Raw genomic sequence first — 14,625 nt, 5'->3', positions numbered from 1 at the left:
TATCAGGCATTACATCTTGCGGATCTTGCCAGACTTCGCCTAAAATTCGTGCGTCTAATAATCATTCTCGTTTGTATTCACCTGCACCATTTTCTTTTCGAGAGATCCTTTTATGAATACGCGAATTTCAAATCCTTGCTTAGTGCGTGCTGCGACCTCCCGTCGTCCACTCGCTATATTGATTTCTTTAACACTGGGTACGCTCAGCGCACAGGCGCTGGCAGAAGATACAGTAGTGGTTACCGCGAATGGCGGTAGCAATGTCGCGCAGGAGAGCGCATGGGGCCCGGCTCCTACAATTGCCGCCAAGCACAGTGCCACCGGCACTAAAACCGATACCCCGATTGAGAAGAACCCACAGTCGGTTTCGGTGGTGACGCAGGAAGAGATGGCGATGCGAGCCGTCACCAGTGTTAAAGGTGCCTTTAACTACACGCCCGGCGTGTTGACCGGCAACCGTGGTAGCTCTGATGTGATCGATGCGCTGTCGATTCGCGGCTTCAGCGAAACTAACACCAACCAATATCTTGATGGCCTGAAACTGCAGGGTGATAACTACTCTGAATTCGCTATCGATCCTTACTTCCTGGAACGTGCTGAGCTGCTGCGCGGTCCGGTTTCCGTATTGTATGGCAAAAGCAATCCGGGTGGCGTCGTGGCGCTGGTCAGCAAGCGTCCAACTCAGGAAACCCTTCGTGAAGTCCAGTTCCAGATGGGCACCGATAATCTCTTCTCAACCGGCTTCGATTTTGGTGGCTCGCTGGATGATGATGGTGTCTACAGTTATCGCCTGACCGGTCTGGCACGCAGTGCTGACGCACAGCAGGAGATGAACAAAGAGAAGCGTTACACCATTGCTCCTTCGTTCAGCTGGCGTCCAGATGCGAACACCCGCTTTGATTTGTTGACCTACTTCCAGAACGAACCAGAAACCGGCTATTACGGCTGGTTACCGCGCCAGGGCACCGTGGTGGGAATTACTCGCCCAGATGGCAGCAGCTACAAATTGCCAACCAATTTTGATGAAGGCGAAGACAGCAACAAGATCTCGCGCAACACCAAGATGGTGGGCTACAACTTTGAGCACAGCTTTAACGACACCTGGACGGTGCGTCAGAATCTGCGCTATGCGGATTTGCGAACCAATTATCGCAGTATTTACGGCTTTGGTTACAACGAAACCGCTGGATCGATAACACGTTATTCGGCCTTATCCGATGAGAAGCTCAACGAGTTCTCTGTGGATACTCAAGCACAGGCTAAATTTAATACCGGTGCCTTAGCACATACATTATTGCTTGGTGTCGATTTCCAACGCATGCGCAATGATATTGATGCTCAGTTCGGTACAGCAAGCAGCTTAAATCCCTTCAATCCACAGTATGGTGATGACACTACAACACCTTATCCTGATCCTTATCAGCACCTTAATAAGCAACGCCAAACGGGTCTGTATGCACAAGATCAGATGGAGTGGGATCGCTGGGTACTGACCCTAGGGGGGCGTTACGACTACGCTATGACCTCTGTTTATGATCGTGTTGCCGATTCTGTAGATCGTCAAAATGATCAAGCCTTTACTTGGCGCGGCGGCTTAAACTATGTGTTCGATAACGGTATCGCACCATATTTTAGCTATAGCGAAGCGTTCATTCCAAACTCAGGTTCAACTTGGGAAGGCCAGGCATTCGATCCTTCACGCGCTAAGCAGTATGAGGCGGGTGTGAAGTATGTGCCGAAAGATCGTCCGATCGTAGTCACTGCAGCAGTTTATGAGCTGACCAAAACGAAGAATCTTACAGCTGATCCTGATCCAACACATCAATTTGCCAGTGTACAAAGCGGAGAAATCCGTTCACGTGGTGTCGAGTTGGAAGCCAAAGCGGCGCTGAATGCCAACATCAACATGACGGCGTCTTACACCTATACCGATGCAGAATACACGGAAGACACAGTCCTGAAAGGCAAAACGCCGGTGCAGGTGCCGAAGCATATGGCATCGCTGTGGGGGGATTACACCTTCCATGAAACTGCACTCTCAGGCGTCACACTGGGAGCGGGTGTGCGTTATGTGGGTGAAAGCCAAGGGCTATACGCCAGTGGGGCGAACGCTAACCAAAACTTTGCGGTAGCGAGTTACACCACTGTTGATGCAGCACTGAAATATGACCTCGCGCGTTTCGGTCTGCCAGGCTCAACCGTGGGTGTGAACATCAACAACTTGTTCGATCGTGAATACGTTGCCAGTTGCTATCGCGACTACGCCTGCTACTGGGGTGCTGAACGCCAAATCGTGGGTACGGCGACCTTCCGCTTCTAAAAATATCTGATCAATACGGGCGCTTCGGCGCCCTTTAACCAGGGATTACCATGCAGCATCCGCACCATGAAGAAACCACCTTCACGCTGGACAACGTCAGCTTTCGTGTACCGGGGCGCACACTGTTGCAGCCACTCTCGCTCACCTTCGCGCCAGGTAAAGTCACGGCGTTGATTGGTCACAATGGTTCGGGTAAATCCACGCTGCTAAAGATGCTGGGTCGCCACCATGCGGCAAGTGAAGGCCGGGTGCTGTTGAATAACGATGCGGTGGAGAACTGGGGGAGCAAAGATTTTGCGCGCCTGGTTGCCTATTTGCCACAGCAGTTGCCCGCCGCAGAAGGGATGACGGTGCGCGAGTTGGTCGCGATTGGTCGTTACCCTTGGCACGGGGCGTTAGGGCGCTATGGTCAGGAGGATCGTGACCGGGTGGAAGAGGCCATTACGCTGGTGGGCTTGAAACCTTTCGCTGGGCGTCTGGTAGACAGCCTGTCGGGCGGTGAGCGCCAGCGCGCATGGTTAGCCATGCTGGTGGCGCAAAACAGCCGCTGCCTGCTGTTGGATGAACCCACTTCTGCACTGGACATCGCACATCAGGTCGATGTTCTCGCCTTGATTCAGCGCCTCAGCCGTGAGCGTGGCTTAACGGTGATTGCGGTGCTGCATGACATCAACATGGCGGCGCGTTATTGCGACCGACTGGTGGCATTGCGCGGCGGTGAAATGATCGCCGAGGGCGGGCCAGAGGTGATTATGCAGGCCGATGTCTTGGGCGATATCTATGGTATTCCGATGGGCATTCTGCCCCATCCACAGGGCGGTGCACCCGTCAGTTTTGTGTACTGAGGCCTCGCCATGTTCGACATTTCTCGCCGTCGTTTACTGACGGCGCTGGCGCTTACGCCACTGATGAATGTGGCTCCACTGCGCGCAGCGATGCCCAATGCAGAGCGCATTCTGGCGCTGGAGTGGTTGCCGGTGGAGTTACTGATGGCGCTCGGTGTCGCACCACTGGGTGTGGCTGACTTGCGCAACTACAACATCTGGGTAGGCGAGCCGCGGCTACCTGCCAGTACCATCGATCTCGGCTTACGTACTGAACCCAATCTGGAGCTGATGACGCAGCTTGCACCCTCTCTGATACTGCACTCCAATGGTTACGGACCCGCATTGGATAAGCTGGAACGTATCGCGCCAACCATGGGATTTGATCTTAATAGCGGCGATGGCAAACCCTTAAGTACGGCACGAACGTCGCTGCACATGCTGGGCGCACGGCTTGGACGTGAGGCAGAGGCGGTGCAGCATCTGCAGTACCTTGATGAGCAATTAGCAGGGGCGCGTGAGCGTCTTAAGCCTTGGGCGGGTTGCCCGGTGTTGCTGATGTCGCTGATGGACAGCCGTCACGCCATTACTTTCGGTGCCAATAGCCTGTTCCTTGAAGTGATGGAAATCCTTGGCCTGACCAACGCCTGGCAGGGGGAAACCAACTTCTGGGGGAGCGCGGTGATTGGGCTGGAACGTTTAGCCAGTGTTGGCGATGCGCAGGTGATTTGCTTTGACCACGATAACGACCGTGACATGCAGCAGGTGATGAACACGGCGCTGTGGCAGGCTCTGCCGTTCATCCGTGCGGGCCGCTTTAAGCGCGTGCCTGCCGTGTGGTATTACGGCGCGACCTATTCGGCGCTGAAATTTGTTCGCGTGCTTGAACACGCGCTGGAGTCGCATTGATGCACCATCGTCTTTTTCCTGTGGTGCTGTTAAGCACGCTTTTTCTCTTGGCCCTGGGTTTGACGTTCATCAACTTGCGCGAGGCCCTGCCTACCGCGCAGTGGTCGCAGGCGATATTCGCGCCAGATATCAACAGCATTCAACAAGTGGTGTTTCATCACAGCCTGTTATCGCGTTTGGCCCTGGCGCTGCTGGTGGGCGCAGGGCTTGGTTTAGCTGGTTTGTTATTCCAACAGGTACTGCGTAATCCGCTGGCGGAGCCGACCACGCTGGGTGTTTCATCGGGTGCACAACTTGGCATTACGGTCGCCACACTATGGCAAATGCCGGGTGGCGAACTGACACAGCAGTTTGCTGCGCTGGGGGGCGCAGTGCTGGTCGGCGTGCTGGTATTTGGTGTGGCCTGGGGTAAACGTCTGTCGCCAGTGACGCTCATACTGGCAGGTCTGGTACTCAGTTTGTATGCCGGTTCATTGAATCAAATCTTTGCCATTTTTAATCATGACCAACTGCTCAACATGTTCCTGTGGAGCACTGGCGCGCTAAATCAGATGGATGGGCACAATGTGGCGATGCTGTGGCCGCGCCTGATATTGGCATTCGCGGTGGCACTGGCGCTGTTACGCCCTTTAACCCTGATGGGGCTGGATGATGGCGTAGCGAAGAATCTTGGCCTGGCACTCTCAGCGGCACGTATCGCGGCGCTGGCGTTAGCTATTCTGCTCAGTGCACAACTGGTGAATGTGGCAGGAATTATCGGCTTTATCGGCCTGTTCGCCCCGTTGCTGGCGAAAATGCTCGGTGGACGTCGTTTGTTGAGCCGTATGCTGCTGGCACCGCTGATTGGTGCGTTGCTGCTGTGGCTGGCCGATCAGTGTGTGTTGTGGCTAACCAGCCACTGGCGTGAAGTCTCAACGGGCACGGCGACCGCACTGATTGGCGTGCCTATTCTGCTGTGGTTGCTGCCGCGTCTGCGAACCGGATCGGTACCGCCCGCCATGAATCTCGGTGATAAAGTGCCAGCCGAACGGCAAAAAGTGGCTTTCTGGTGTGTGTCCGGGCTGGCGATTCTGGCGCTGTTTTGCGTTGTCGGTTTGGCGTTTGGTCGCGATGCGCATAGCTGGACGTGGGTCAGCGGCGAGATGTGGCATCAACTGTTGCCGTGGCGCGCACCACGTGTGCTGGCCGCATTGGTGGTGGGCATGATGCTGGGCGTGGCAGGGGCACTGATCCAACGTCTGACCGGCAATCCGATGGCGAGTCCGGAAGTATTAGGCATTAGCTCCGGTGCCGCGTGTGGCGCAGTGGTAATGATGTTCTTTGTGCCGGGTGATGCCGTGGCGTGGTTATTGCCTGCCGGTGCCTTAGGCGCTGCACTGACGCTGCTGGTGATTATGTTGGTAGCCAGTCGCGGTGGTTTCTCGCCAGAACGTATGTTACTGGCGGGCATGGCCCTCAACAGTGCTTTTGTCACCTTGTTGATGGTGCTGATGGCGAGTGGTGATCCGCGGATGGGAGGGCTACTGACCTGGATTTCAGGATCGACCTACAACATCAGCATGCAGCAGGCAGTACAGAGTGCGGTGGTGGGCATCATATTGATTGCGCTGGCACCGCTGGCAAGCCGTTGGCTGACGCTGCTACCGCTGGGCAGTGCGACGGCACGTTCGGCAGGTATGGCATTGACCGGATCGCGCTTAAGCCTGTTGTTACTGGCGGCGGCATTGACGGCTACGGCGACCTTAACCATTGGTCCACTCAGTTTTGTCGGGCTGATGGCTCCGCATATCGTACGTATGCTGGGATTCCGTCGCGCGTTACCTCAGGTACTGATGGCGGGGTTGCTAGGGGGAGGCTTGATGCTGTTTGCTGACTGGTGCGGCAGGATGCTGGCGTTCCCGGATCAAATCCCGGCGGGGTTAATGGCGACTTTTATTGGCGCGCCGTACTTTATCTGGCTGTTGCGTCGGGCCTAAATATGTAACCTCCGGCAATGAGTATTTGTAGGGCATATGCGTATCAAGGTGCAAACGTGAACGTTGTATGTCTTTCAATACAGGGGTCGCCATTAATGGAATCATGCTGATCACTTAAGCGCGTTCAGTCGCCATTAATGGCGACCCTACATTGTTCGGCGCGGCTTTCGTAGGGTGCGCATTCATGCGCACTGATTTGTGCTTAAGTGGACGCCATTAATGGTGACCGCTAATTGATTTACAGCTTCGCGAAGCTGCGGCGTGCGGCATCAACGGTGCGCTGAATATCTTCCTGGCTGTGTGCCAGTGACATAAAGCCCGCTTCAAAGGCCGATGGCGCAAGGTAAACGCCTTCTTCCAGCATCAGATGGAAGAAACGCTTAAAGCGCTCAACATCGCATTTCGTCACGTCGGCATAGCAGGTCACGCTTGCTGCATCGGTAAAGAAGATGCCGAACATGCCACCAACGTGGTTGATCACCAACGGGATATTTTCCGCTTTCGCTGCCGCTAATAAGCCTTCTGACAACTGCGTTGTCAGGTCAGTTAAGGTGCTGTGCGTGCCGGGTTGAGCAATCTGCGTCAGGCAGGCAAAACCCGCAGCCATGGCAATTGGGTTACCGGAGAGTGTCCCCGCCTGGTAAACTGGACCCGTTGGCGCCAGCGCTTCCATCACGTCACGGCGTCCACCAAAGGCACCCACCGGCATGCCACCACCGATGATTTTGCCGAGGCAGGTCAGGTCGGGCGTCACATCGTAATAGGCCTGAGCACCGCCCAGCGCAACACGGAAGCCGGTCATCACCTCATCGATAATCAGCAGTGCGCCAAACTCATCACAGAGCGCACGCAGGCCTGGCAAGAAATCTGGCTGTGGTGGGATGCAGTTCATGTTACCCGCCACCGGTTCTACGATGATACAGGCGATATCTGCGGGGTACTGCTCGAACGCGGCACGTACTGAGGTTAAGTCGTTGTAGTTACAGGTCAGCGTGTGCTTAGCGAAGTCAGCGGGTACGCCAGGCGAGTTCGGCTGGCCTAAGGTCAGCGCACCGGAACCGGCTTTCACCAGCAGGCAATCTGCGTGGCCGTGGTAGCAGCCTTCAAATTTGATGATCTTATCGCGATGGGTAAAGCCACGCGCCAAACGAATGGCACTCATGGTGGCTTCGGTGCCCGAGTTAACCATGCGCACCATATCCATGCTTGGCACCAGCTCACACACCAGCTCGGCCATTTTGACTTCCATTTCGGTCGGCGCGCCGAAGCTCAGGCCGCGTGCCGCCGCTTCAATCACTGCGTTGCGAATATGGGCATTATTGTGGCCAAGCACCATTGGGCCCCATGAACCGACATAGTCGATATAGGCTTTGCCATCGGCGTCATACAGATAAGCACCGTCGGCGCGTTCGATGAACAGCGGCACGCCGCCCACACCGGTAAAAGCACGTACCGGGGAGTTCACACCGCCAGGGATCAGGCGTTGCGCTTCGGCATACAGGTTTTCTGACTTACTCATTGATCGGCTCCTGCTGTTCTGGAAAAAATTCTGGCGCCATTCTAAGGAAGAACGGCTTAGGGTGAAAGGCGCTCGGGTGCTAAAGCCACAGTAAAGCTATACTTTAGCGCACCGCTGGCGGCACACAGTGTCAAGCACGGCACTTGATTGCACTGGGCGGCTGGCAGATAATAGTAAAATTAAGGTTGTTTTCTGACCTGGACGTTTACCCGGAGTATAAGATGAGTGACGACGTAGCAGCGCTGCCTTTGCAATTTACTGATGCAGCAGCAAAAAAAGTAAAAAACCTGATTGCGGATGAAGAAAATCCAGAGCTGAAACTGCGCGTGTACATCACCGGTGGCGGTTGCAGCGGTTTCCAGTACGGTTTTACTTTTGATGATCAAATGAATGACGGCGACATGACCATCGAGAAGCAGGGCGTGGCGCTGGTCGTCGATCCGATGAGCCTGCAATATCTGGTCGGTGGCTCAGTGGATTACACCGAAGGTCTGGAGGGTTCGCGCTTTATCGTCACTAACCCGAACGCTAAAACCACCTGCGGTTGCGGCTCTTCCTTCAGCATCTGATTTCTCTCTGACTTTCTCTCTGACCGCCGTCCTGGCGGTCAGAAATCTACCATTCAATCGTCACTAAACGTGACGTCTCACGGCGGTTTGCATCGCGTTTCAGTAAGCTTTCAGTGACGCGCGGCTGTGCACTAAAGTGACGCCCACAATCAATCAATGGCAGATTTTTTCCGCTCTGGCGTGAGATATCGCATCGGGAGAACAATGTCAGCGTAACGGCAATAGAGCCCGTTGAGGTGGCCGCACCAATTGGCGCCGCCATCGCAAGCCCTATGGCCAGCAGCATAGCTCTGGTCATGGTGAGTTCCTGGTGAAGTCAAAGTTGCGCTTTGCGCAAAAAAGGGCACAGAGCATACGTGGCCGCCGTGCCTTGTATTTTGATTTTCGACAATTTTTGCCGAATCTTTAGTCTTACTTGGTGCTAATTTTCGCCGGATGTAAATCTGCGCACAGCTGTTTTGCGGCTAACAGCATGCGCGGGCCGGAGCGGCTCAGCCAATCGTCATTTATCGCAATCACCGGCACGGCCAGTTGTGGCTGCCAGAAGGTGGCGATATTCGCGGCTTGATGCGGGTCGCCACCGATCACAATCGCCTGCGGATGGCGCGCCAACACTTGTTCACGGCTCACCTGCGGCCAGCTCACGCTGCTGTCGGCGAAGATGTTTTTACCCCCGCACAGCGTGATGACCTCGTTTTGCAGCGTATTACGTGCAGCGGTAAACAACGGCTGCTGTCCGAACTGTAAAAACAGAGGAATCGGCGTCTGCTGCTGATAATGTTTACGTAGACTCTCTTCCTGTTCCCTGAGTGCCTGCGCCGCCGCGACAGCCTGTTGTGGCTTCGGGCTCCACTGCTGCAGGGCGGCCAAGGCATCAATCATTTGGTCGAGAGTTTGTGGATCGATCCACTCAACCTTAATCCCTAAACGTTGCAGTTGCTCAATTTGACGCTGTGGATTGCCACCGCGCCATGCCAACACGACATCCGGCTTGAGCAGTAGGATACGTTCCACCTTGATACCTTGCCAGTTGGCCACTTGTTCAAGGGTTTTGGCTTGCGCGGGATAATCTGAATAGGCACTCACAGCCACTGGCGTGATGCCTGCAGCGAAAGCCAGTTCAGTCAGATGGGGAGCGAGCGTAATGACGCGAGGTGCCGCGGCAAACAGGCTATTGCCGATCAGCAATAGCCCAAGCAGCAAATATTTAGCCACGCGCCAGCTGTGCCAGCAGGTTTTCAACCATCAGAGACGATTGCTTAGCGGCGACAGACAGGAACTCGTCAAAACTTAAATGCGATTCTTTGTCAGCCACATCAGAAATGGCGCGCACCACAACAAATGGCACCTTGAACTGATGGCATACATGACCGATTGCCGTCGCTTCCATCTCTACCGCAATGGCCTGCGGGAAGGTGCTACGGATGCGTGCCAGCGGCTCGGCACCGTTGATGAAGGCATCGCCACTCACCACCAGGCCGCGCACGGCATTGAGGTTCAGCTGTTTAATCACTTGCTCGGCAGCGGCAATCAGTTTTTCATCCGCTGCAAATGCCGCAGGGCAACCTGCCATTTGACCCGGCTCGTATCCGAATGCGGTGACGTCGGCATCGTGATAGCGCACTTCATCAGACACTACGATGTCACCCACTTTCAGCGTCGGTGCTAAACCGCCTGCTGAACCGGTGTTAATAACCACGTCTGGCTTGCACAGCTCGAGCAGCAGGGTGGTGCCCAATGCTGCAGCGGTTTTGCCGATACCTGATTTCAGCAGAGCAACCTCAACACCGTTTAAGGTACCGGTGTAAATTTCGCAGCCGGCCAGCGTCAGTGTCTGACGGTTTTCAATTTTGTCACGCAGCAGAGTGACTTCCTGCTCCATCGCGCCAATAATGCCTGCTTTCATAAAGAATCTCGCTGTAGTTATGGATGTAAACCTCAAAAGTGAGGCATAGTCTACCATGGCTAACAGAGGATGAATTCACCAAAAAATAAGGGGGAATGATGGCAGCGATTAATTTCAGGAAGAAGATCAGCTTTACCCGCCCTTATACCAGCCGCAAAGATCCCGAAGGTGAATACTTTATTACGCGCCACTTTGAGAGCGATCGTGGGCGTATTATTAATTCTGCCGCCATTCGTCGTCTGCAACAGAAAACCCAGGTATTCCCACTCGAGCGCAATGCCGCCGTACGTTCACGCCTGACGCACTCGTTGGAAGTGCAGCAGACCGGGCGATATATCACGAAAGAGATTCTGCAAACGCTTAAAACACAAGGCGGGCTGGCCCAGTATGGGCTGGATGAGTTTGAGGGCGCGTTTGAAAGTTTGATTGAAATGGCCTGCCTGCTGCACGATGTCGGCAATCCACCCTTTGGTCACTTTGGTGAAGCGGCGATTAATGACTGGTTCGACGATAATCTGCCAGCCGAGCTGGTGGACCCATTAGTCGCTGGGGTGGCTGACGACACTCAGCGCGTAGATTTTGACCAGCTAAATGCAATGATTCGTCAGGATTTGTGCCACTTCGAAGGCAATGCGCAGGCGATCCGTTTAGTGCATACCTTGCTACAACTCAACCTTAGTTATGCGCAAGTGGCCTGTATTTTGAAATATACTGCCCCCGCCTGGTGGCAGGGTGATAAACCGGCTGAATTTAGCGTGCTAATGAAAAAGCCGGGCTTTTATTTGTCTGAGCGTGAATATGTTGCTGACTTGCGTGCGGCAACCGACATTAAAGAACACCATCGTTATCCGTTGACCTGGATAATGGAAGCCGCTGATGATATCTCATACTGTATTGCCGACCTGGATGATGCCGTCGAGAAAGATATCTTTGATGTCGAAACCTTGTATAAATATTTGTTAAAAGCCTGGGGCACGGTAAACCATGGTGATGCCTTTAGTCGCACTATTGGTGAGGCGTGGAAAGAGGCCAATCAGAAAAAACGCCGCAGTATTAGCGACCAGTTTTTCATGTCATTACGGGTTAACGTCCAGAATGTGCTGGTAAGCCATGCGGTCCGTCGTTTTGTCGATAACCTTCCCGCTATTTTTGAGGGCGATTTTAATCATGCGTTGCTCGAAGATGATGGTGATGAAGGGCGGTTACTGAATCTTTTTAAAACCGTGGCGCGCCAGCAAGTGTTTAATCACCCGGAAGTTGAACAGCTGGAATTGCAGGGGTATCGCGTCATTAAAGGGCTGCTGGAAATATATCAGTCCTTGATGCTGCTGGACTATGAGCAATTTACCTCGCTGATGAACGACGATTTTCTGGCGAAACATCCGATTGAAACCCGGTTATTCCACAAGCTTTCTGGTAAACATCGAAAAGCCTATCAGCAGCAGATGCGCGCTTTAATTGTTGAGCATAAATATCAACGCTTGTTGTGGGAGCGTTATTATCGCTCACGATTGATTCAGGACTATATCAGCGGCATGACAGATAATTATGCGTGGGATGAGTATCGCCGTTTGATGGCAGTGGAATAAGCGGAGTTTTGTAAAGATGAAGAATAAATTTTTACCTTTGCCCAAAACTTCATTAGGAACTTCGCGCTAAAAACTTAATCTCATCATCACGACCACAGCAATGGTCTGGCCGTAAATTCTAGAGAGACACAGACAAATGAAAAAAAGCACATTAATGTTAAGTGCGCTGGCGCTTAGTCTGGGCATGGCATTAAGCCCTGTCAGTTTCGCGGCGGAAACCGCTTCCTCCTCGAGCCAACAGTTGCCAAGCCTGGCGCCGATGCTGGAGAAAGTGATGCCTTCCGTGGTGAGTATCAGCGTTGAAGGCAGCACCACGGTGAAAACCCCGCGTATGCCGCAACAATTCCAGCAATTCTTTGGCGATAACTCGCCATTCTGCCAGGACGGATCGCCATTCCAAAGCTCACCCATGTGCCAAAGCGGTGGTGAGGGTGGCCAGGGCGGTGATGGCGGAGCCAACACCCAGCAGCAAAAATTCCGTGCGCTAGGTTCTGGCGTCGTGATTAATGCGGACAAAGGTTACGTGGTGACCAATAACCACGTTGTGGAAAACGCCACGAAAATTCAGGTGCAACTGAGTGATGGACGTCGTTACGATGCCAAAGTGATTGGCAAAGATCCGCAATCCGACATTGCGCTGATTCAGCTGAAAGATGCGAAGAACCTGACTGCCATTAAAATCGCCGACTCCGACGATTTACGCGTCGGTGATTATACCGTGGCGATCGGCAACCCTTACGGACTGGGTGAAACGGTAACGTCCGGTATTGTCTCGGCACTGGGTCGTAGTGGCCTGAATGTTGAGAATTATGAAAACTTCATCCAGACCGATGCGGCGATCAACCGGGGTAACTCTGGTGGTGCGCTGGTGAACCTCAATGGTGAGCTGATCGGGATTAACACCGCGATTCTGGCACCGGACGGCGGCAACATTGGTATCGGCTTTGCGATTCCAAGTGCGATGGTGAAAAACCTGACCGCGCAGATGATCGAGTACGGCCAGGTGAAACGCGGCGAGCTGGGTATCATGGGTACCGAGCTGAATCCTGAGCTGGCAAAAGCGATGAAAGTTGATGCACAGCGTGGTGCCTTCGTCAGTCAGGTATTGCCTAATTCTGCCGCCGCGAAAGCGGGCGTGAAGGCCGGCGATGTCGTCGTCTCAATGAATGGTAAAGCGCTGACCAGCTTTGCTGCGCTGCGTGCGGAAGTCGGCTCATTGCCGGTGGGGACTAAACTGCAGCTTGGCCTGCTACGCGATGGCAAACCGGTGAATGTGGACGTTGAACTCCAGCAAAGTTCACAGGAAAAAGTCCAGTCCGCGACGATTTACACCGGCATCGAAGGTGCTGACCTGAGCAACGTTGACAGTAACGGCCAGAAAGGTGTGCGAGTCGATAATGTGAAGGCGGGCAGTGCGGCAGCGCGTATTGGTCTGAAGAAAGGTGACGTGATTATGGGCGTTAACCAGCAGGCGATTACGAACTTAGGCGAGCTGCGCAAAATCCTTGATACCAAACCGTCAGTGTTAGCACTCAACGTGCAGCGTGGCGACAGCAGCCTTTATCTGTTGATGCAGTAAGATTCAGGCAAGTGAACAGAGGCGAGCGCAAGCTCGCCTTTTTTATCTCTGCGTTTTCCGGTCACTAGCATCAGCACCAACTTGCTTTGTTTCAATTTGTGCAAATGTCCGTTCTGCAATGTGACGCCTGCCTCAATTCCCGTATTCTCTATCCGGCTATGTGCAGTTGCACAATGCCAGGCGTATCGGTGATGCGTATTCTGTCAGTTGTTCCCTATCTCTGGAGTGATTGATGGCCACCTATCATCTCGATGCGCGACTGGCTCAGGATATTGTTGCCCGCACCATGCAAATTATTGATAGCAATGTCAACGTGATGGATGCACGCGGCCGCATTATTGGCAGTGGCGACCGAGAGCGTATTGGCGAATTGCACGAAGGCGCATTACTGGTGCTCTCACAGGGAAGGGTGGTGGACATTGATGAAGCCGTCGCCAAGCATCTGCACGGCGTGCGTCCTGGTATCAATCTGCCGTTACGAATCGATGGCGAAATCGTTGGGGTGATTGGCTTAACCGGGCAACCCACGGCACTGCGTCACTATGGTGAGCTGGTGTGCATGACGGCTGAAATGATGCTGGAACAGGCACGCCTGCTGCACATGCTGGCGCAGGATAGCCGCCTGCGTGAAGAACTGGTGCTTAACCTGATCCGCAGCGATACGCTTTCGCCAGCGTTGAGTGAATGGGCGCAGCGTTTAGGTATCGATCTCAACCAACCGCGAGTGGTGGCGGTGGTGGAAGTCGACAGCGGTCAATTGGGTGTCGACAGTGCCATGTCAGAGCTGCAGCAGTTACAAACGCTGCTTACCACGCCTGAACGTGACAACCTGATCGCGATTGTGTCGCTCACCGAAATGGTGGTGCTGAAACCGGCCCTCAATGCGCACGGACGTTATGATCAGGATGATCACCGCCGTCGCGTCGATCAACTGCTACACCGGATGAAAGAGAGCGGTCAGGTGCGGATGCGTATCGCCCTCGGCAATTTCTTTACCGGTCCTGGCAGCATTGCACGTTCTTACCGTACCGCCCGTACGACCATGATGGTGGGAAAACAGCGGATGCCGGAACAGCGCAGCTTTTTCTATCAGGACTTGGTGTTGCCAGTCTTACTGGATAGCCTGCGCGGTGGCTGGCAGGCCAATGAACTGGCCCGCCCACTGGCAAAGTTGAAAGCCAATGATAACAATGGATTACTGCGTCGTACGCTGGTGGCGTGGTTCAGTCATAACGTACAGCCCAGCGCCACGGCACGCGCGCTGTTTATTCATCGTAATACCCTGGAGTATCGCCTTAATCGCATCTCTGAACTCACCGGCTTAGATCTGGGTAACTTTGACGATCGTCTGCTACTGTATGTGGCGTTACAGCTGGATGAGCAGAGTTAATCATTGCGCTTAGCGGGAGGTGCAGATGCGCCGCGTGAAGGCAC

At 54.0% G+C, this 14,625-nt stretch carries 12 protein-coding genes; 8 read left to right on the top strand and 4 right to left on the bottom strand.

Annotated elements, in window-relative coordinates; all coding sequences use genetic code 11:
• Positions 1-112 precede the first annotated feature (112 nt).
• Genes fhuA through fhuB form a run of 4 tightly spaced genes read left to right on the top strand, consistent with a single transcriptional unit; the run spans position 113 to position 6,029 of the window.
• Positions 113-2,320 carry a ferrichrome porin FhuA gene (gene fhuA / locus F3J38_RS12840; protein WP_167138965.1) on the top strand — a complete coding sequence of 736 codons (2,208 nt, stop codon included), beginning with the start codon at positions 113-115 and terminating at the stop codon, positions 2,318-2,320.
• 50 nt (positions 2,321-2,370) lie between these two features.
• The gene (fhuC, locus tag F3J38_RS12835) at positions 2,371-3,165 is read left to right on the top strand and encodes a Fe3+-hydroxamate ABC transporter ATP-binding protein FhuC (protein WP_167138963.1); all 795 of its coding nucleotides are present in this window, start codon (positions 2,371-2,373) and stop codon (positions 3,163-3,165) included.
• Positions 3,166-3,174: 9 nt separating this feature from the next.
• A complete protein-coding gene (gene fhuD / locus F3J38_RS12830; RefSeq protein ID WP_167138961.1) occupies positions 3,175-4,053 on the top strand; it encodes a Fe(3+)-hydroxamate ABC transporter substrate-binding protein FhuD in 879 nt (292 codons plus the stop codon).
• A complete protein-coding gene (gene fhuB / locus F3J38_RS12825) occupies positions 4,053-6,029 on the top strand; it encodes a Fe(3+)-hydroxamate ABC transporter permease FhuB (protein WP_167138958.1) in 1,977 nt (658 codons plus the stop codon). The genes fhuD and fhuB overlap by 1 nt, the downstream gene beginning before the upstream one ends.
• 238 nt (positions 6,030-6,267) lie before the next feature.
• Here the strand turns inward: fhuB and hemL are convergent, their stop codons facing one another.
• A complete protein-coding gene (hemL, locus tag F3J38_RS12820; RefSeq protein ID WP_167138956.1) occupies positions 6,268-7,548 on the bottom strand; it encodes a glutamate-1-semialdehyde 2,1-aminomutase in 1,281 nt (426 codons plus the stop codon).
• A 221-nt stretch (positions 7,549-7,769) separates the two neighbouring features.
• On the opposite strand from hemL, the gene erpA reads away from it, so the two are divergent.
• The gene (gene erpA / locus F3J38_RS12815) at positions 7,770-8,117 is read left to right on the top strand and encodes an iron-sulfur cluster insertion protein ErpA (RefSeq protein WP_013507930.1); all 348 of its coding nucleotides are present in this window, start codon (positions 7,770-7,772) and stop codon (positions 8,115-8,117) included.
• Between the two features lie 46 nt (positions 8,118-8,163).
• Here the strand turns inward: erpA and F3J38_RS12810 are convergent, their stop codons facing one another.
• The 3 genes from F3J38_RS12810 to mtnN all read right to left on the bottom strand — a co-directional run bounded on the left by F3J38_RS12810 (position 8,164) and on the right by mtnN (position 10,023).
• Complete coding sequence (locus F3J38_RS12810) at positions 8,164-8,415, bottom strand: hypothetical protein (RefSeq protein ID WP_167138954.1); 252 nt, start codon at positions 8,413-8,415, stop codon at positions 8,164-8,166.
• A 113-nt stretch (positions 8,416-8,528) separates the two neighbouring features.
• Positions 8,529-9,332 (bottom strand): vitamin B12 ABC transporter substrate-binding protein BtuF, encoded by an 804-nt coding sequence (gene btuF, locus F3J38_RS12805; RefSeq protein WP_167138952.1) that lies wholly within the window; start codon positions 9,330-9,332, stop codon positions 8,529-8,531.
• Positions 9,325-10,023 carry a 5'-methylthioadenosine/S-adenosylhomocysteine nucleosidase gene (mtnN, locus tag F3J38_RS12800; RefSeq protein WP_167138950.1) on the bottom strand — a complete coding sequence of 233 codons (699 nt, stop codon included), beginning with the start codon at positions 10,021-10,023 and terminating at the stop codon, positions 9,325-9,327. Before mtnN ends, btuF begins: the two co-directional genes overlap by 8 nt.
• Positions 10,024-10,121: 98 nt before the next feature.
• On the opposite strand from mtnN, the gene dgt reads away from it, so the two are divergent.
• The 3 genes from dgt to F3J38_RS12785 all read left to right on the top strand — a co-directional run bounded on the left by dgt (position 10,122) and on the right by F3J38_RS12785 (position 14,581).
• Entirely contained in the window at positions 10,122-11,612 is a 1,491-nt protein-coding gene (dgt, locus tag F3J38_RS12795; RefSeq protein ID WP_167138947.1) for a dGTPase, read from the top strand.
• A 136-nt stretch (positions 11,613-11,748) separates the two neighbouring features.
• A complete protein-coding gene (degP, locus tag F3J38_RS12790; protein ID WP_167138945.1) occupies positions 11,749-13,191 on the top strand; it encodes a serine endoprotease DegP in 1,443 nt (480 codons plus the stop codon).
• A gap of 232 nt (positions 13,192-13,423) precedes the next feature.
• Positions 13,424-14,581, top strand: coding sequence for a CdaR family transcriptional regulator (locus F3J38_RS12785; protein WP_167138943.1), 1,158 nt, complete (start codon positions 13,424-13,426; stop codon positions 14,579-14,581).
• Positions 14,582-14,625: the final 44 nt, after the last annotated feature.

The organism is Candidatus Pantoea formicae, from assembly GCF_011752625.1.
Classification (GTDB): Bacteria; Pseudomonadota; Gammaproteobacteria; order Enterobacterales; family Enterobacteriaceae; genus Pantoea; species Pantoea formicae.
This window is presented reverse-complemented; position numbering and strand designations above follow the sequence as displayed.